The sequence below is a fragment of the Streptococcus infantis genome (assembly GCF_047460875.1).
Lineage (GTDB): Bacteria > Bacillota > Bacilli > Lactobacillales > Streptococcaceae > Streptococcus > Streptococcus infantis_AA.
This window is the reverse complement of sequence record NZ_JASHFI010000010.1, coordinates 72,129-90,498: the sequence shown is the minus strand read 5'-3', so window position 1 is coordinate 90,498 and position 18,370 is coordinate 72,129. Positions and strand designations below refer to the sequence as shown.

The 18,370-nt window shown below is 37.6% G+C and carries 21 protein-coding genes, 9 tRNA genes, 1 rRNA gene and 1 riboswitch; of the genes, 29 read left to right on the top strand and 2 right to left on the bottom strand.

The window, feature by feature from the left end:
• Window positions 1-10 precede the first annotated feature (10 nt).
• The 28 genes from rrf to QM887_RS07520 all read left to right on the top strand — a co-directional run bounded on the left by rrf (window position 11) and on the right by QM887_RS07520 (window position 16,952).
• Window positions 11-126: ribosomal RNA gene (rrf, locus tag QM887_RS07655) — 5S ribosomal RNA — on the top strand.
• Between the two features lie 4 nt (window positions 127-130).
• Window positions 131-203: transfer RNA gene (locus QM887_RS07650), tRNA-Val, on the top strand.
• A 2-nt stretch (window positions 204-205) separates the two neighbouring features.
• Window positions 206-278: transfer RNA gene (locus tag QM887_RS07645), tRNA-Asp, on the top strand.
• 18 nt (window positions 279-296) lie between these two features.
• Window positions 297-369: transfer RNA gene (locus QM887_RS07640), tRNA-Lys, on the top strand.
• A gap of 5 nt (window positions 370-374) precedes the next feature.
• Window positions 375-456, top strand: a tRNA-Leu gene (locus QM887_RS07635).
• Between the two features lie 12 nt (window positions 457-468).
• A tRNA-Thr gene (locus QM887_RS07630) sits at window positions 469-541 on the top strand.
• Window positions 542-567: 26 nt separating this feature from the next.
• Window positions 568-639 (top strand) — tRNA-Gly (locus QM887_RS07625).
• Window positions 640-646: 7 nt separating this feature from the next.
• A tRNA-Leu gene (locus QM887_RS07620) sits at window positions 647-732 on the top strand.
• A gap of 11 nt (window positions 733-743) precedes the next feature.
• Window positions 744-817 (top strand) — tRNA-Arg (locus QM887_RS07615).
• 16 nt (window positions 818-833) lie between these two features.
• Window positions 834-907: transfer RNA gene (locus tag QM887_RS07610), tRNA-Pro, on the top strand.
• 239 nt (window positions 908-1,146) lie between these two features.
• Window positions 1,147-2,298 (top strand): iron-containing alcohol dehydrogenase, encoded by a 1,152-nt coding sequence (locus QM887_RS07605; RefSeq protein ID WP_414271170.1) that lies wholly within the window; start codon window positions 1,147-1,149, stop codon window positions 2,296-2,298.
• Between the two features lie 184 nt (window positions 2,299-2,482).
• Complete coding sequence (locus QM887_RS07600; RefSeq protein WP_414271169.1) at window positions 2,483-3,754, top strand: glycosyltransferase; 1,272 nt, start codon at window positions 2,483-2,485, stop codon at window positions 3,752-3,754.
• Window positions 3,754-4,734 carry an NAD-dependent epimerase/dehydratase family protein gene (locus tag QM887_RS07595; protein WP_414271168.1) on the top strand — a complete coding sequence of 327 codons (981 nt, stop codon included), beginning with the start codon at window positions 3,754-3,756 and terminating at the stop codon, window positions 4,732-4,734. The genes QM887_RS07600 and QM887_RS07595 overlap by 1 nt, the downstream gene beginning before the upstream one ends.
• Entirely contained in the window at window positions 4,709-5,524 is an 816-nt protein-coding gene (locus tag QM887_RS07590) for an MBL fold metallo-hydrolase (RefSeq protein ID WP_414271167.1), read from the top strand. Before QM887_RS07595 ends, QM887_RS07590 begins: the two co-directional genes overlap by 26 nt.
• Window positions 5,502-6,764 (top strand): F390 synthetase-related protein, encoded by a 1,263-nt coding sequence (locus QM887_RS07585; RefSeq protein WP_414271166.1) that lies wholly within the window; start codon window positions 5,502-5,504, stop codon window positions 6,762-6,764. Before QM887_RS07590 ends, QM887_RS07585 begins: the two co-directional genes overlap by 23 nt.
• A 14-nt stretch (window positions 6,765-6,778) precedes the next feature.
• Window positions 6,779-7,723 carry a 3-oxoacyl-[acyl-carrier-protein] synthase III C-terminal domain-containing protein gene (locus tag QM887_RS07580; protein WP_414271165.1) on the top strand — a complete coding sequence of 315 codons (945 nt, stop codon included), beginning with the start codon at window positions 6,779-6,781 and terminating at the stop codon, window positions 7,721-7,723.
• Between the two features lie 171 nt (window positions 7,724-7,894).
• Window positions 7,895-9,427 (top strand): cardiolipin synthase, encoded by a 1,533-nt coding sequence (gene cls, locus QM887_RS07575; protein ID WP_414271164.1) that lies wholly within the window; start codon window positions 7,895-7,897, stop codon window positions 9,425-9,427.
• 554 nt (window positions 9,428-9,981) lie between these two features.
• Window positions 9,982-10,848, top strand: a complete 867-nt coding sequence (locus QM887_RS07570) for a helix-turn-helix domain-containing protein (protein ID WP_414271163.1) — start codon at window positions 9,982-9,984, stop codon at window positions 10,846-10,848.
• A 157-nt stretch (window positions 10,849-11,005) separates the two neighbouring features.
• Entirely contained in the window at window positions 11,006-11,710 is a 705-nt protein-coding gene (locus QM887_RS07565) for an MFS transporter (RefSeq protein ID WP_414271162.1), read from the top strand.
• Entirely contained in the window at window positions 11,685-12,227 is a 543-nt protein-coding gene (locus QM887_RS07560) for a hypothetical protein (protein WP_414271161.1), read from the top strand. Before QM887_RS07565 ends, QM887_RS07560 begins: the two co-directional genes overlap by 26 nt.
• Before the next feature lie 519 nt (window positions 12,228-12,746).
• A riboswitch (TPP riboswitch) is annotated at window positions 12,747-12,849 on the top strand.
• 75 nt (window positions 12,850-12,924) lie between these two features.
• Entirely contained in the window at window positions 12,925-13,215 is a 291-nt protein-coding gene (locus QM887_RS07555) for an MTH1187 family thiamine-binding protein (protein WP_414271160.1), read from the top strand.
• Window positions 13,178-13,936 (top strand): ABC transporter permease, encoded by a 759-nt coding sequence (locus QM887_RS07550; protein ID WP_414271159.1) that lies wholly within the window; start codon window positions 13,178-13,180, stop codon window positions 13,934-13,936. The genes QM887_RS07555 and QM887_RS07550 overlap by 38 nt, the downstream gene beginning before the upstream one ends.
• Before the next feature lie 37 nt (window positions 13,937-13,973).
• Window positions 13,974-14,981: an ABC transporter substrate-binding protein gene (locus tag QM887_RS07545; protein WP_414271158.1), complete on the top strand. Its 1,008-nt coding sequence runs from the start codon at window positions 13,974-13,976 to the stop codon at window positions 14,979-14,981.
• A complete protein-coding gene (locus tag QM887_RS07540; protein ID WP_414271157.1) occupies window positions 14,981-15,709 on the top strand; it encodes an ABC transporter ATP-binding protein in 729 nt (242 codons plus the stop codon). The genes QM887_RS07545 and QM887_RS07540 overlap by 1 nt, the downstream gene beginning before the upstream one ends.
• A gap of 109 nt (window positions 15,710-15,818) precedes the next feature.
• The gene (locus tag QM887_RS07535) at window positions 15,819-15,959 is read left to right on the top strand and encodes a hypothetical protein (protein ID WP_414271156.1); all 141 of its coding nucleotides are present in this window, start codon (window positions 15,819-15,821) and stop codon (window positions 15,957-15,959) included.
• A 32-nt stretch (window positions 15,960-15,991) separates the two neighbouring features.
• Window positions 15,992-16,231: a hypothetical protein gene (locus tag QM887_RS07530; RefSeq protein WP_414271155.1), complete on the top strand. Its 240-nt coding sequence runs from the start codon at window positions 15,992-15,994 to the stop codon at window positions 16,229-16,231.
• 27 nt (window positions 16,232-16,258) lie between these two features.
• Window positions 16,259-16,561, top strand: a complete 303-nt coding sequence (locus QM887_RS07525) for a hypothetical protein (RefSeq protein WP_414271154.1) — start codon at window positions 16,259-16,261, stop codon at window positions 16,559-16,561.
• Window positions 16,509-16,952: a hypothetical protein gene (locus QM887_RS07520; RefSeq protein ID WP_414271153.1), complete on the top strand. Its 444-nt coding sequence runs from the start codon at window positions 16,509-16,511 to the stop codon at window positions 16,950-16,952. Before QM887_RS07525 ends, QM887_RS07520 begins: the two co-directional genes overlap by 53 nt.
• Window positions 16,953-16,988: 36 nt before the next feature.
• On the opposite strand, the gene QM887_RS07515 is transcribed toward QM887_RS07520, so the two are convergent.
• A complete protein-coding gene (locus QM887_RS07515; protein ID WP_414271152.1) occupies window positions 16,989-17,204 on the bottom strand; it encodes a hypothetical protein in 216 nt (71 codons plus the stop codon).
• 32 nt (window positions 17,205-17,236) lie between these two features.
• Window positions 17,237-17,446 carry a CPCC family cysteine-rich protein gene (locus QM887_RS07510; RefSeq protein ID WP_001044018.1) on the bottom strand — a complete coding sequence of 70 codons (210 nt, stop codon included), beginning with the start codon at window positions 17,444-17,446 and terminating at the stop codon, window positions 17,237-17,239.
• Window positions 17,447-17,911: 465 nt separating this feature from the next.
• Between QM887_RS07510 and QM887_RS07505 the strand changes: the two genes are divergently transcribed.
• Window positions 17,912-18,370, top strand: coding sequence for a CtsR family transcriptional regulator (locus QM887_RS07505; RefSeq protein WP_001211286.1), 459 nt, complete (start codon window positions 17,912-17,914; stop codon window positions 18,368-18,370).

Sequence of the window (18,370 nt, the reverse complement as noted above, 5' to 3'; positions counted from 1 at the left end):
TTACTCAAAGTTAAGTGACGATAGCCTAGGAGATACACCTGTACCCATGCCGAACACAGAAGTTAAGCCCTAGAACGCCGGAAGTAGTTGGGGGTTGCCCCCTGTGAGATAAGGAAGTCGCTTAGCTAAAGGGAGTTTAGCTCAGCTGGGAGAGCATCTGCCTTACAAGCAGAGGGTCAGCGGTTCGATCCCGTTAACTCCCATAGGTCCCGTAGTGTAGCGGTTATCACGTCGCCCTGTCACGGCGAAGATCGCGGGTTCGATTCCCGTCGGGACCGTAATAACGAAAGTTATTTGACTCGTTAGCTCAGTTGGTAGAGCAATTGACTTTTAATCAATGGGTCACTGGTTCGAGCCCAGTACGGGTCATCATTGCGGGTTTGGCGGAATTGGCAGACGCACCAGATTTAGGATCTGGCGCTTAACGGCGTGGGGGTTCAAGTCCCTTAACCCGCATAATAGAAATAAGCCGGCTTAGCTCAGTTGGTAGAGCATCTGATTTGTAATCAGAGGGTCGCGTGTTCAAGTCATGTAGCCGGCATTTTTTAATATAACCAAGAGGTCGATGCGAACGTAGTTCAGTGGTAGAACACCACCTTGCCAAGGTGGGGGTCGCGGGTTCGAATCCCGTCGTTCGCTTAGAGAGGCCGGGGTGGCGGAACTGGCAGACGCACAGGACTTAAAATCCTGCGATTGGTAACGATCGTACCGGTTCGATCCCGGTCCTCGGCATATATTAATGAGCACCCTTAGCTCAACTGGATAGAGTACCTGACTACGAATCAGGCGGTTAGAGGTTCGACTCCTCTAGGGTGCATTTTTTCTATTTAACTCGGGAAGTAGCTCAGCTTGGTAGAGTACTTGGTTTGGGACCAAGGTGTCGCAGGTTCGAATCCTGTCTTCCCGATTGATATTACAAGGGTAAGAACACTAGTTGTTCTTTTTTTGTTTATTATGAATATTCTTTATAACCTTTCAATAAAATAATTCTTCTCAGTTTTTCCTGACTTTTTTTCCTTATAAAACTTTGCTGAAATATTAAAAAACTTGTATTTGTTAAAAAAATCACAAATATTTGAAAATATAGGAAATATATTATATAATTAACCTAAATATAAAGCGTGAAACACGCAAGGAGGAAAAAATATGGCAACATTTTACGTTCCAGCAGTCAACCTTATTGGTAAAGGTGTGGTAAATGAAGTTGGTCCTTATGTTAAGGAGTTGGGTTACAGTAAGGCTCTTTTGGTGACAGATAAGTATATCGAATCAAGTGATATCTTGCCAAAAATTTTAAAACCTTTAGATGATGAAGGGATTGCTTACGTTATCTTTAGTGATGTTGAACCTAACCCTACTTGTAAAAATGTCATGGATGGGGTCGCTGCTTTGAAAGAGCATAACTGTGACTTTATCATCTCTGTCGGTGGTGGCTCTCCACAGGATGCAGCTAGCTGTATTTCTGTAATCGCGACGAATGGTGGTAAACCACAGGATTATGAAGGTTTGCATAAGTCTGCTCAAAAAGGTCTTCCTGTTGTAGCGATCAATACTACTGCAGGTACATCAGCAGAAATTACTATCAACTACGTGATCACTGATGAAGAACGTAAGGTTAAAATGGTAATGGTTGATAAGAACAGTCTTGCTCTTATCTCTGTTAATGACCCTGAATTGATGGTTTCAAAACCTCAAGCTTTGACTGCTGCTACTGGTATGGATGCTCTTACTCACGCTGTTGAAGCTTTGGTAACACCAGGTGCTTATGATGTGACTAAGAAACTCTCTATCGGAGCTATCGAGCTGATCAAAGAATATCTTCCACGTGCAGTAGAAAATGGTCACGATATTGAAGCTCGTGAAGGTATGGTTAATGCTATCTTCCTTGGAGGGATGAGCTTTAACAATGCTGGACTCGGCTATGTTCACTCAATGGCTCACCAATTGGGTGCTGTCTATAACTTGCCTCATGGCGTTTGCTGTGCTATGCTTTTGCCAGTCGTTGAGCGTGAAAATGCCAAACGTGTACCTGTAGCCTTCCGTAATGTTGCTAAGGCCTTGGGAATGCAAATTGAAGGAAAATCAGATGAGGAATGTGCGGCTTATGCTATTTCTGAAATTGAAAAACTTTCTGAAACTGTCGGTATTCCTAAGAAATTGACAGAACTTGGTATCGAAGAAAAAGACTTTGACTTTGAATACCTTTCTAAGAATGCCTTGATTGATGCTTGTGCACCAGGTAATCCATTCATGCCAACTTTGGAAGAAACCATTGCTTTCTATAAGGAATTATTCTAAGCAAAGCTACTTTGGAATTTTTTAGGGATAGTAAATTTAAGATTCTTACATTACGAATTCCTCCCGAATATTCAAATAATGTATTAGGAAATCAAATACTATTCCTATGATTTAAAACCAATAATATTTAAGAAGAACTATCCTTGTGATAGTTCTTTTTTGGAAAATTTGATATGCTAGGATTATGAAGAAAATCAAAATCGATGTAGTGGCTCTTCCCTTAAGTGGGCATCTCTATCCTACGATGAATTTACTTGCACCACTATTACAAAATCCTCAGTATGAGATTCGTTTATTTACAGGCCCTCAGAAAAAGGCTGTTGCAGAGGCGGTTGGTTTTCAGGTTCTTCCCATTTTAGAAGGACACGTAAAAGAATTTGAAAAAGTTGCCAACAATAAGGAGCAGTTAGGAATTATTTCAGCCTATCGGCAGTTGTCTGCTAGTCTTGATTTGGTAAACCTAGTTTCGGACCAATTAATCCAAGAATGGACAAATCATCGTCCGGATATTGTCATAGTGGACTTTATCACACTATCTGGTGGACTTGTAGCTGAGCAGATGGGAATTCCGTGGATAACAACTATGGCGACCCAGTTTGCGATTGAGACGACAGAGGGACCTCCTTGTTTCTTTGGAGGAATGGGGACTCCCCAGAATAGCTGGCAGGTTTTAGAACAGTTTCTTGCAAGAAAAATAACTCATTTGGGAAAACGGATAGTAACTTTATTATTACGAGACCGCTTAAGGCGTTATCATTTTAAACTTTACAATCAGAAAGGCCAAGAAACTATTTATTCTCCCTATTCTATCTTAGGTATTGGGATGAAAGAAGTGGAGTTGAAGAAAGGATTTCCAGAGCACTACAAGTGGGTTGGTCCTTCTGGTGCTTCAGTTGAGGCAGGAGAGGATTATCCTTTAGATTTGTCTCTTTTTATGGAGCGAAAGAAAGTTTTGATGACTTGTGGGACACAACTAGCTTGGGCAAAAGAAAATCTTATTTATCAAGCTACGCAACTAGCGAATGCTCATCCTGATTGTCACTTTTTTGTGACTCGTGGCCTTGGTGGACAACCTTTCAAGTGTGAGGATCTGATGGAGAATCTGTCCCTTGTTTCTTATCTCCCTTATAAGGAGTATATACCTCAGATGGATTATGTCATTCATCATGGTGGAGCTGGGATTTTTTATCAATGCATCATTTATGGTAAACCAGCTTTGATATTGCCTCATGATTATGATCAATTTGATTATGCCGTTCGGGGTGTGGAAGCGGGTGTTGCTTATACAGCTAAAAGAGATAATAGCAAGGAGATTGGGCAGGCCTTTGATAGGCTATTGGCTAAAGAAAATTGGCCAGAATTGGAGAATCTCCGCCAAGTCGCACAATCTTATCATCCGACAGAAATATTGGAAGGTGAAATCCACCGCCTGTTAGCAACTAAGGAGAAAGAGTGATGAAAAAAGTATTAGTTACAGGAGCCACTGGTTTTCTTGGAAAATATGTTGTAGAAGAATTAGTCGAGCATGGTTATGAGGTCCGAGCTTTTGGTAGAAACAGTAAAGTAGGTCGCTCCTTGGAAAATTCTTCGGTCAGTTTTTTCCAAGGAGATTTGACTAAAGTTGAGGATGTGGTAGAGGCTTGCAAGGGGATGGATCTGGTCGTTCATGCGGGAGCTCTGTCAACAGTTTGGGGTCCGTGGGAAGATTTTTATCAGGCCAATGTTTTAGGAACTAAATATGTTCTCCAAGCTTGTCGTGAAAATGGTTTGCAACGTTTGGTTTACGTATCCTCACCTAGTATCTATGCTGCACCCAAAGATCAACTTGGTATTAAAGAAAGTGATGCTCCAGAGGAAAATAATCTCAATAACTATATCCGTAGTAAATTGGCTTCGGAGAAACTCTTTAAAGATTATCCAGATGTTCCGAGTATCATCCTGAGACCTCGTGGGCTTTTTGGGATTGGGGATACCAGCATCTTGCCACGAGTAATTAATCTGAGTCAAAAAATTGGAATTCCTTTGATTGGAGATGGGCGTCAGCTCATGGATATGACTTGTGTGGAAAATGTAGCTTTAGCAATTCGTTTAGCTCTAGAGACTCCTCAAGCAAAAGGTGATATCTATAACATCACTAATGGCGAGCCAAGAGCTTTTAGAGATTTGCTAGAGGAAAGTTTGACAGGTCTGGGTTATCCAATCAAATATAGAAAAATTCCAGCATCTCTCTTATCAGGAATTGCAAGTAGTTTCGAATTTATATACAAGACCTTGAACCTTAAAGGGGAGCCCCCTCTAACTCGCTATACCTATTACCTGCTTCGCTATAGTCAGACTCTTGATATTAGTAAGGCTGAGAAAGAGCTAGGTTATCATCCGAAAATAAGTATTTCAGAAGGGATTGAACAATATGTCCAATATTATCGAAAGCATTGAGTATTTCCCAGCGGGATATTGTACGAGTTATGCTGGTTTGCTTTTTAAGGGTGTCAAGAATAGAAAGATGACTTTCCCCGCAGGAGTGTTCCTTATCAAGCACAGGGATAAGGGCTATCTGCTCTATGATACTGGCTATCACTATGATATTAAGAGGAAACTTCGTTATGCTTTTTACCGTTTGGGGACGCCAGTTCAAATGACGGAGAAAGATCAGATTTCGCACTTGCTAAAAGATAAAGGGATCAAGCCAAAAGAAATCAACTATATCTTATTGTCTCATCTACATCCAGATCATTTGGGAGGAGCTAGCTTCTTTCCGAATGCAAACTTTATCCTGACCCAGGAAGTCTATGATGTTTATAAGAAACCAAAACTAAAAGATTTAATTTTTAAAGAATTTTTGCCGAGTGACTTCGAGGAAAGATTGACAGTCATCAAGGCAAATCAGCAAAATGCTAACTTTAAGTATCGCCCTACCATCGATCTTTTTGGAGACGGAAGTATCCTTGTAGCTTCTATTGATGGGCATGCTAAGGGGCAAGCCTGTCTCTTTATTCCAGACTATGATCTCTTTATCGCAGCCGACCTTTGTTGGGGAATAGACCTCTTACCTTACACCAAACAGATGCACCTGATTCCTTCCTTGGTGCAGGACAACAAGGAAGCCTATATCAAGGGAACAGAGTTGTTGGAAGAGGTTTTAAAAGATGGTATAGAAGTGCTAGTCAGCCATGACCCTGTAGAAAGGATTGAGCGGATCTTGTATGAAAAAAATAACCTTTCTTAAAACGTTTATCCAAACGCGTTGGCTTCATAATTTTAAGTCTCGAGAAGCTTTAGAAAACTATCAGAAGAAGCAACTGGCTGCCTATATGGACTTTCTCAAACGTGAGTCACCTTATTTTAAAAATGGTGTACCTAGCGACTTTGACCATATGGATAAGGCTTTTATGATGAGTCATTTCAATGAGCTCAACACCCAAGGTGTGGATCGAGACGAGGCCTTGGCTTTGGCTATCGAAAGTGAAAAGACCAGAAATTTTACAGAGCTCAAGGGAGAAATAGCTGTCGGTTTGTCTTCAGGGACGTCCGGACATCGGGGGCTCTTTATTACGACTGAAAAAGAGAGAAGTATGTGGGCAGCAGCTATCTTGGCAAAGATGTTGCCCAAGGGCCAACTTTTTGGGCACCGCATAGCCTTTTTTTTGAGAGCGGATAATGAACTCTATCAAACAATCAATACGGCGCTCATTCGTTTAGAGTACTTTGATATTTTTAAGAATACAGATGAGCATATCGAGCGTCTCAACAATTATCAACCGACTATTGTAGTGGCACCTGCTTCTATGTTGATTGAATTGAGTAAGCGCCTAAAAGCAGGAGAGCTTAAGATTCAGCCGCAAAAAATCGTCTCAGTGGCAGAAATATTAGAAGATAGTGATAAAGAGCGAATTTTGAGCGCTTTTGAGTTGCCGATTATTGACCAAGTATATCAAGCAACGGAAGGTTTTCTAGCTTGTACTTGCTCTGCTGGGAATCTTCATCTCAATGAAGATATCATTTTTGTGGAAAAACACTACTTGGATGACCGACGTTTTTATCCAGTGATTACGGATTTTAAACGAAGCAGTCAGCCTGTTTATCGCTACCAGCTCAACGATATCTTGGTTGAGAATCCTGAACCTTGTCCATGTGGATCTCATTACACAAGGATTTACAAGGTCGAAGGGCGTTCTGATGATATCTTCTATTTTGATGGACAAGATGGAGGTCAGGTAACGATTTATCCTGACTTTATCAGACGTTGTATTCTCTTTGTGGAGAATGTTGGAGATTATCAGGTCAAGCAACATTCTGAGAAGCTAGTGGAAGTTTGTCTGAGTCGAAGAGATGAGCAAGTTGAAACAGCGATTACAGAGCAGTTTCGACTTTTGGCGCAACAAAAAGAGTTTAAAGAACCTGAAATACAATTTTCAGATTATCACTGGGATACAAGTCGTAAGCTCAAACGTATCCAACGTTTATGAAAGGACAAAAAATTATGACAGAAGTAAAAAGACATGTAGAAATTGCAGGATATGGAGTCTGCCTCCCAAAAAATACGGTGCAATTTAAAGACCAGACCCGTCATCGTGTGGTTGAAAATGAAGAAACGCAACTAGATTTGGCAGAAGCAGCTATCCAAGCTGCACTTGAAAATGCAAATTTGAGTATGAAAGACATTGATTGCCTGGTATCAGCTAGTGCGGTAGGTGTTCAGCCGATTCCTTGTACGGCAGCTTTGATTCATGAGCGCGTAGCAAAAGGACTCTCTATTCCAGCTATGGATATCAACACGACTTGTACAAGTTTTATCTCTGCTCTATCAACGATGTCATATTTGATTGAAGCAGGAGAATATCATCGCGTTTTGATTGTATCTAGTGAAGTTGGTAGCTTGGGTCTCAATCCAAAGCAAAAAGAAAGTTATGAACTCTTTGGTGATGGGGCCGCAGCCTTTATTTTCCAAGCAAGTAACAAGGATAAGGGAGTGATAGCAAGCCTTCAACGTACTTGGTCAGAGGGAGCTCACGATACAGAGATTCGTGGAGGCTTGACTTCTTATCAACCAAAAGAATACTCTGAAGAGACCAAGACAAATTTTATGTTTGATATGAAAGGCAAGAAAATTCTCTTGCTTTCTGCTCGTGTCATCCCAGAAATGTTCCAAGAATTCCAAGAGAAATCTGGTATTTCTAAAGATGCTGTAGACTATATTATTCCCCACCAAGCTAGTCGCGCTCTTCCTTTGGTCATGGGAAAACTGGGTGTAGATGAAGATAAGTACCTTAACCTTTTTACGGATTATGGAAATATGGTTTCAGTTGCTGTACCTTTTGGTTTGGCCTATGCACTCGATCATGGCTATATAAAAGAAGGAGATACCATCTTCTTGATGGGAACTGCAGCTGGTATGACGGTCAATATGTTGGCTTTGAAATTGTAAAATAATAGCAGGCACATATAAGAGGCCTGCTTTTTAAATTAATTTTAAACATAGAACTATCGGCCTATACAGAAAAAGCTTGCTAACTTTTACGAAACTAAGTATACTAGAAGGTGACAAGCGTTTTCAGACGTTGAATTAGGGAGTAGACTTAGAAATTGAGAGGGAGATATGGGAATCAGAAAATTTCGATTATTGATGTCCAAGTATGGCTTTAGTATTGCGATTATTCTAATAGAATTAGTTCTTGTTTTCGGAATTATTCTTTACATGAGCCAGATTGCACCGATTATTTGGGTGACTCTTGTATTTTTTATCAGCGTAGCAACCGTTATAGCGATTGTTAATCGTTCGATGACGCCTGAAAGCAAAGTGACTTGGTTGATTGTGACCTTTGTGCCGGTGTTTGGTCCACTGCTTTATCTCATGTTCGGTGAGAGAAGACTATCAAAAAAAGAACTGAAACAACTCCAGGAATTGAATTCTATTGCATTTCATGAGAATAATGGGCGCCAACTCCATCTGCAGCTACAGGAGACAGATAAATCAGCTTACGGAATTATCAATGCCTTGCTACATATGGATAATAATGCAGAAGTCTATGACCAGACAGATTCACAATTTTTCTCTACTGGAGAGGCTATGTGGAAACAAATCTTAGAGGATTTGAAAAAGGCTGAGAAATTTATCTTCCTGGAATACTACATTGTCGAAGAAGGCTTGATGTGGGACAGCATGCTTGAGATTCTCGAAGAAAAAGTTGCTCAGGGTGTTGAAGTTAAGATGCTCTACGACGATATCGGCTGCATGGTGACATTGCCAGGTGATTATACTGTGCATCTCCGATCTCGGGGAATTGAGGCTCATAAGTTTAATAAGGTAATTCCTCGTATGACAGTGGCCTATAATAACCGAGATCACCGCAAAATTTTGGTTATTGATGGGCAGATTGCCTATACTGGTGGCGTCAATCTTGCGGATGAGTATATCAACCAGATTGAACGTTTTGGCTATTGGAAAGATAGCGGCCTTCGTATAGACGGCCCAGCTGTTCAGGCTTTTACAAGACTATTTCTCATGAACTGGTACATCAACCGTGGTGAAATCAGTGACTTTGATCAGTATCATTTGGAAAATCAAACGCGGTCTGGAGTAGGTTTGTGCATTCCTTATGGAAGTGGTCCCAAGCCTATCTACCAGATGAAGGTAGGGAAAGTAGTTTATCAAAATCTCATCAATCAAGCGACAGACTTTGTCTATATTACCACACCTTACTTGATTATTGATTATGATTTGACGGAAGATATTAAAAATGCGGCTATGCGAGGGGTGGATGTGCGAATTGTCACTCCCTTTGTACCAGACAAGGAACTTATTCAACTGATAACACGAGGAGCCTATCCGGATCTTTTGTCTGCTGGTGTCCGTATTTATGAGTATACTCCTGGTTTTATCCATAGTAAGCAGATGATTGTTGATGATCGATACGCAGTTGTTGGAACCATAAATCTAGATTATCGTAGCTTGGTTCATCACTATGAAAATGCGGTTTTGTTGTATGAAACATCATCAATTGCAGATATTCGTAAGGACTTTGAAGAGATTTTTGAAGTATCGCAGGAAGTATTCCCAGGGACGATCAATCCTACCTGGTATCAAACATTAATCAAGGAAGTGACCCAGTTGTTTGCGCCAATGCTTTAATTGAAAGAGCTAGTTCATCTTTATAATTAGAGAAAGAGAAGGTTTGCCGTCTCTTTTTCTGTAAGCTTAGCAGTTTAAAAATAAGGCTTTCCTTTATTAGGAATATACATAAGATGATAAGGTTCAGAAATATGAACTCCGAAAGCAAGTATAAAGATTCAATCAGGTTTCAAAAAGATTTTGTGTGGATGTTTCTAGACTAAAGTACACGACAAAATTATTTGATCTTTATGGAATATAAAGCTATACAAATGGGAAGAATCGTTACTACTCTCTTGAATTTAATACGTTGAAAAAAGACTACTTCCGGTCTGTAAAATATATCAATAGCAAAATTTAAACGTGATAGTCTAACATCTAGTACATTTAACGTTAATAGTTTTATCAATCGCTTGAGTAAGAAAATTTCAAAAGAAGAAGGGATAGGTTTTCAAAAATAACCTACATAGGCATTATTTATCTATAATTTGTATCTTTTGGCTTATTAATTTGTATTTAATATTTAATCATGTTACAATTGAAATTGAAATCGAATAGAAAAGGAAAATGCAAACGTGGGCACACTTTTAGCAACAAGATTAAAAAATAGACGAAAAGAATTAAAAATGTCTCAGCGAGAATTGGCTGAGGGGATATGTAAACAGGGACAGATTAGTCGATTAGAGAATGGAGAATTTACTCCAGGAGCAGACTTTTTATATGCTCTGTCTAAGAAGTTAAAAGTAAGTATAGATTATTTTTTTAATGAGCAGATTGGAGAGGAGATTGATGAGCTATCAGAGTTTAAGAAGTTAGCCCAGACTTTTATCACAAATCGAAATTATGAGTCTTTGAAATATATATATGAACTAGAGAGTGTAAAGGTACATCGCTTGTCTCTAGTAGATAAGTTTTATATGGAGTGGATAAAATCTCTTATAGATTTTTATTTCTATGGACAAAAAGAGGAGGCTGTGGCAAGATTGGAGAAGGTTCTGTCCCAGTTAAGTGTATCTGACTTGACCTATCTTCAGGTTTCAAATACTCTATTCAATTTTTATTATGATATTGAAGATTTAGAAAGTTTTAATGAAATTCGAGAAAAGTTAGAGTATCAAGTAAATCAACTCAAATTAAACACAATTGAAGAATTAAACCTTTCTATTAAATTTAATTATAATGTTTGTCGCTACCTATGGTTGCAGAATAATACTGAGGAAGCTATTACTAAAATCACAGATACGATAAAGCAATGTAAGACGTATAGAACAACATATCTTTTGGCTGATTTGTATTTATTGATGGGAAATGTCAGTAAGAATTTTTCTTCTAAAGTTGCAGTAAAAGATTACTTTGAAACGGCTTATTTCCTGTATAAGCTTGAGGGCAATATGTCAATGGCTCTTAAAATCGAGCATTATATTGCAGATATAACAGAATAGTAAAGACGATGTTCAATTAAGCATCGTTTTTTTAATTCAGAAAGATACAAATATGTATTTAACAAAAATAAATAAAAAAATATTATAAAAATAATTGACATAATAACATTGAAGTGCTAAACTAAAGGCAAAAAATAAAATAAAAGGAAAGAAAGCTGTGAATATCAATAAGAAAACGTTTTATACAATTACTTTTGGTGAGTTTATATCAAATGTTGGAGATAGATTTCAGAAAATTGCTTTTCCAATCTTAATTTACCAAGAATTTCATTCGTCTTTTGCAATGGGAGGAATGGTGATTATTGAATTGTTACCTCAATTCTTCTTGGGATTTGTTATGGGTTACTTATTAGATAATTTCAATAAGAAAAAAATACTATTATGGTCTACATTAATACCTGCATTATTATGTAGTGTAATACCGATATTATCTAAATATTCAGTTTCTATATTTTTTTACTATGTTATTGCATTTTTGATACCTTTATTTTCGACACTTTTTCAAACAGGATTCTCAGTAATTACTCCTGCCTTATTTGAGAAGGAAGAATTGCAAAAATATAATTCTCAGTTTCAAGGTGTCCGAACTATTTCAAAATTAATTTCTCCAGCTCTAGCAGGGATACTAATGTTAAAGTTTAATATTAATAGCATTTTTTTTATAAATAGTGCTTCTTTCTTGTTGTTATTTCTTTCAATATTAATTTCATATATTCCCGATCAAGAACACAAGGAGAATGGTAATGATGATATAAAAGAAATTTTTGTAGGTTTTAAAGAGAATTTTACAAATATTAAGTTGAGGATTTCTTTACTCTTTACTCTTTACTATTGTTGTGAATATCGCTATGCTAGGCTTTAATGCAACAATTATTTATTATTTACAGGATCAATTAAAGTTATCAAATAGTCTTGTTGGAATTGTATACTCAATTGCTGGATTTGGTAGTTTGATAGCAGTAACTCTTCTTTCTACTTTTTTGAATAAGAAGGATACCTTTATCCTAATGAATATATCAATGGCAACTATCCCACTTGTCATTATGGCAAGCGGAATAGTAGAAAATTGGATTTTTTTTGGAATTTGTTACTCAATTTTGAGTGGACTAATTACAATAGCTTCTGTCTCAATTACAACAATACAGCAACAAGAAAGTACTGAGTATAATATTGGTAAAATACTTTCTAGTTCTTTTGTAATAGCTACCATTTTTGCTCCTTTTGGAGGGATACTAGCTGCTTATTTTAATTGGCTTTTAAACCCGAGATTAAGTCTAGTTATTTTGGGATTACTAAGTAGTTTATTGGTTATTCTTATAAAGAGTTATGAAAAAAAGCTAACTAAGAAAAGAACTGCAATATTTATAAAGGAAGATTAGTGGATTAATTATCATTAGAAAAAAGAATATTAATTCGTAGTAAAATAAAAAAATGAAAAAGGTTTTACATAATGTACTACCTTTTTCAGATTTAATAATTATTGAGGCTGTATAAATAGAGCTTTGTGATATTATCTATGAACCAGAAAATCACTCTGATTTCTATAAATATCTTAAAAGTAAGTATGATATGCCAGACGATACGACATGTCTAATAAGAGTTAGCTATTCTAGTTATATAGTTTATGATGTGACAATCCAAATGAAATCGACTGAAAAGTCTGTTCAAATAAGATCAACTATATTTAAAAATAGTGAGGCAAAACAAGATAAAAGTTCTAGTCAAATTTTATTTCTTACAAAAATATTAAAGTTATTCCAAAAATAATTGAGACAAAAATTTGATTGAATATTGACCAAGTTTATATTAAGTCCTAATAGAATATGCTTTCTAGACATATTTTATATCCCTGTAAGCAGTTTCCTTGACATCTTATTTTTTTTGCGTTATCATATGTCCATATAATATATGGGAGTCTGTGTACAGTCTGAGAGGAAGTGTTAAACTTCGACCGCACCTGATCTGGGTAATGCCAGCGTAGGGAACGAAACTTAGCCGAATCATGCACCTTTTTCATATATGAAAGAGGTTTTTCTTTTTTCATAAAGAAAAACTGTAAATTAAAAGGAGGTTTTAATGAAAGCAAGCATTGCTTTACAAGTCCTGCCCCTGTCACAGGGGATTGACCGCATAGCTGTAATTGATAAGATCATTGCTTATCTGCAAGCTCAAGAAGTGACCATGGTGGTGACACCATTTGAAACGGTCTTGGAGGGGGAGTTTGATGAGCTTATGCGCATTCTCAAAGAAGCGTTAGAAGTGGCGGGGCAAGGAGCAGACAATGTTTTTGCCAATGTGAAAATAAATATAGGAGAGATTTTAAGCATCGATGAGAAACTTGAAAAGTATAATGAGACGGCATATTAGTCTGCTAGGATTTTTGGGTGTCTTATCTCTTTGGCAGGTGGCGGGATTCTTAAAACTCTTACCAAAGTTCATCTTGCCGACACCACTTGAAATCCTCCAGTCTTTTGTTCGTGACAGAGAATTTCTCTGGTACCATAGTTGGGCAACCTTGAGAGTAGCTTTGCTAGGTTTAGTGTTGGGAGTCTTGATAGCCTGTATCATGGCTGTTCTTATGGATAGTTTGGGCTGGCTCAATGACTTGATTTATCCTATGATGGTAGTTGTCCAGACCATACCGACCATTGCCATAGCACCCATTCTAGTTTTATGGCTGGGGTATGGGATTTTGCCCAAGATTGTCTTGATTATCTTGACGACAACCTTCCCGATTATTGTCAGTATTCTAGATGGATTTAGGCATTGTGATAAGGATATGCTGACCTTGTTTAGTCTGATGCGGGCCAAGCCTTGGCAAATCCTGTGGCATTTTAAAATCCCAGTCAGCCTGCCTTACTTTTATGCAGGTCTGAGAGTCAGTGTCTCCTACGCCTTTATCACAACTGTGGTGTCCGAGTGGCTAGGAGGTTTTGAAGGTCTTGGTGTTTATATGATTCAGTCCAAGAAACTGTTTCAGTATGATACTATGTTCGCTATTATCATTCTGGTATCGCTGATCAGCCTTCTTGGTATGAAGTTAGTCGATATTAGTGAAAAATATGTTATTAAATGGAAACGTACTTAAAATAGAGCGTTTTGGAAAAAGAAAAGAGGAAATAAAAATGAAGAAAACATGGAAAGTGTTTTTAACGATTGTAACAGCCCTTGTAGCTGTCGTGCTGGTGGCCTGTGGCCAAGGAACTGCTTCTAAGGATAACAAAGAAGCAGAACTCAAAAAAATTGACTTTATCCTAGACTGGACACCAAATACCAACCATACAGGGCTTTATGTAGCTAAGGAAAAAGGTTATTTCAAGGAAGCTGGAGTGGATGTTGATTTGAAATTGCCACCTGAAGAAAGCTCGTCAGACTTAGTTATCAATGGCAAGGCGCCATTTGCTATCTACTTCCAAGATTACATGGCTAAGAAATTGGAAAAGGGGGCAGGCATTACTGCCGTTGCAGCGATTGTAGAACACAACACATCAGGGATTATCTCTCGTAAGTCTGACAATATCAATAGTCCTAAAGACTTAGTCGGAAAGAAATACGGAACCTGGAATGATCCAACTGAGCTTGCTATGTTGAAAACCTTAGTAGAATCTCAGGGTGGAGACTTTGAGAAGGTTGAAAAAGTGCCAAATAACGACTCAAACTCTATCACACCGATTGCCAACGGCGTTTTTGACTCTGCTTGGATTTATTATGGTTGGGATGGAATTCTAGCTAAATCACAAGGTGTGGATGCCAACTTTATGTATTTGAAAGACTACGTCAAGGAGTTTGACTACTACTCACCAGTTATCATCGCAAACAACGACTATCTGAAAGACAATAAAGAAGAAGCTCGTAAAGTCATCCAAGCTATCAAAAAAGGCTACCAATACGCTATGGAGCACCCAGAAGAAGCTGCAGATACCCTGATCAAGAATGCACCTGAGCTCAAGGATAAACGTGACTTTGTCATCGAATCTCAGAAATACTTGTCAAAAGAATACGCAAGCGACAAGGACAAATGGGGACAATTTGATGCGGATCGCTGGAATGCCTTCTACAAATGGGATAAAGAAAATGGAATCCTCAAGGAAGACTTGACAGATAAAGGATTTACCAACGAATTTGTAAAATAATGACAGAAATTAGACTAGAACACGTAAGCTATGCCTACGATGATGAAAAGATCTTAGAGGATATTAACCTACAGGTGACTTCAGGTGAAGTGGTCTCTATCCTAGGCCCCAGTGGTGTAGGGAAGACCACTCTCTTTAACCTGATTGCAGGGATTTTAGAAGTCCAGTCTGGCCGAATCATTCTTGACGGTGAGGAAAATCCCAAGGGGTGCGTGAGCTATATGCTACAAAAGGATCTGCTCCTGGAGCACAAGACTGTGCTAGGAAATATCAACCTGCCTCTCTTGATCCAAAAGGTGGATAAGGCAGAAGCTATTGCCAAAGCGGATGAAATCCTTGCTACCTTCCAGTTGACGGCTGTAAGAGACAAGTACCCTCATGAACTCAGCGGTGGGATGCGACAGCGTGTGGCCTTACTCCGTACTTACCTTTTTGGGCACAAGCTCTTTCTTCTAGACGAGGCCTTTAGCGCCTTGGATGAGATGACTAAGATGGAACTTCATGCTTGGTATCTGGAGATTCACAAACAGCTAGGGTTGACGACCTTGATCATTACGCATAGTATCGAGGAAGCCCTCAATCTTAGTGACCGTATCTATATCTTGAAAAATAGGCCTGGACAGATTGTTTCTGAAGTCAAACTCGACTGGTCTGAAACTGAAGACAAGGAAGTTCAAAAAATTGCCTATAAACGGCAAATCTTGGCAGAATTAGGCTTAGATAAGTAGAAAAATAGAGAGTTAGAGTTGGTGAGGTTGATACTTTGCCATCTCTTTTTTGTCTATAAATGGGAATTCTGATAGATAAAAAGTGATATAATTGACCTATGGTGATGTGATGAAAAAAGAAGAAATTAAAAAATATTTAGACACAGATCTTAAATTTTATGTTAATGGCCGAGGTGCTTGTTTCTTATCGAACATATGTGTCGTTGGTTATGATTATGAAGGCCAGTACAAGTTGTGTGGTACTAAATGACTTGAGTGACTTTAGAATATAGGAAAAAAGCAATGCTTAAACTAATTAAAATTTTTAATTCTAGTATTTTAGGATATTGGTATATTCCGGAAAACCGTGACCCAGGTATGATTGAGATTGATGAGCAGACTGGTGAAGTTACAGTTGTCATCGAGTCGAATTATGATAAAGAACTAGGTTATCCTTATTATGCAAACAAGACTCGTGGAGCAGTGAAGCAGATGTGGGATAGAGGAGAATTACCAAGCGAGAAATCATTTACCTGGTGGTAATTTTAAGAGATAACAAAAAGTGATTAAATGATGTTAAATAATGAACTACATGACTATAACAAACCAGACTCATCCGATGAAACAGATGAACTCATTACTTCGGAGTCCAATCTTGAAGGGTACAGTGATTTTTACAAAGATAGTGAAGAGTCAAAAGTTTGGTGGATTGATAAAATAGGTGTTATAGGAGAGTTTCTGTTCAGCTTTGATAAGAAAAAAATTTATAACCTTTTTCTTGATTATCCTCACAATATGACGGAAGAAGAAGTTAGAATTTTTGATAGCGAAAATTCGTTTTGGAGAGATTTTTTCTCAGATAGAAAGTCATAAAATATCTGTTTGTATTTGCATTTATTTAAATATACAGGGAGCAACAATGGAGATAGACAACACAGAAACGACTAAAAAAGCATATCGTTTTTTGAAAAGTTACAAGTCACTGAAGAAGTTAGCCAATCTTAGAGAAACTCCAGGATCATTTGAAGCCAAAGCGATAGAAATCGTAAATATGATAGAGTCTTATAGTAGTAGCTTGGATGATGTGAAACGTGAGATATTTTATAATTTATTTATTGTTCCCCAAAAACAAAAGAAGACTTTGAAAGAACTTTATAGTTCACTGGATATTGATAAAACAGAGTATGACCGTATAAAGAGTGAAATCTTACTAAAATTTGCCCATAATTATCGAGAAGGGGCATTGTTGACATATCACGATTAAAAACTACTGGTAGAATAAAAGCTCTTAGAAACAAATCTAAGAGCTTTTTGACTGGTCGATGTTATCAGCAACTTCAACTTTTAAAATTTCATTTTCAAATAATCTCGTCCATCGTAAACCTGTTTTAACAGATAAAGCATCATACTCTTCATCAAAAGTATCCTTATCTTCAAAAATACAAATTCCCTCAAAGGTCTGGTTATCAATGTCTGTCATCGTTACAACTTTATTGTTAAACTTTCTAAGTTTCATTTTTATTTTCCTTATTTTGTAGTACTATAGTGTTATATTATTGGAATCCCTTTAACGTAAGCTTCCTTAGCTTTTGCTAGTGTCATCTTGTTTGGGCCTCCATCAATGTTGGTTTCCCCCGTATTTTGCCAATTACAATGATCACAAATGTCATAAACAGCGGTCAATGTTCCGCAAACTGGACAATGTACGTATTCTTCATCATTAATCATTACTAAGTTTTCTTTACCAGTCTTATTCATAATTATTTACTCCTAATTATTGTTTTTAAAATAGTGAAACCAGAAATATTAATTGGCTAGAACTAAATGTTTTTATATTAAATTCTCTTATCTTTCTAAACTTTCCTGAGATAGGCTATCTTAGCTTCTGCAAGAGTTATAGTATCATTATACTTCAACATTGGAGCTATTGCTAATGATTGAGAGAGTTTTCTGGATATGCTATAATATTACTAGGTAATAAAAAAGCACGTTTGACCGTGCTAGTTTCTTGCCTGCTGAACTCGTCAACATTACGCCCTTTTCAGGGCTCTTTTTATGGATTTTTTAAGGAATTTTCAGAAAAAACTAAGTCGATTTAATGCCTAATTATTTTTAAAGAAAGTCAGTATTTTCAAGGGCTGAGCCCTAAAAATTTGACTTATAGAGTGTTAAATGATAGTATAGTCAAAGATAGTCAAGGTTCAAAGAAAGAGGTGGCGTTCTATGAGATTTAAAAATACATCAGACCATATAGAGGCCTATATCAAGGCGATTTTGGAGCAGTCGGGTATGGTTGAATTGCAACGAAGCCAATTAGCGGATACCTTTCAAGTCGTGCCTAGCCAGATTAATTATGTGATTAAGACTCGATTTACTGAAAGCAGAGGCTATTTAGTTGAAAGTAAGCGAGGAGGTGGCGGTTATATTCGCATTGGTCGGATTGAATTCTCAAACCACCATGAAATGCTCCGCGATTTACTGTATTCGGTAGGTGAAGAAGTTAGCCTAGCTATCTTTGAAGATGTTTTAAGACTCTTGTTTGAGCAGGATTTAGTGACTCGTCAGGAGATGAATCTATTATTAGCAATGGCGACAGACCGAGTTTTAGGCGATGATGCCAATCTTATCCGTGCCAATATGCTCCGGCAGTTATTACAAGAGGTAGATAGAAAAGGAAAATAG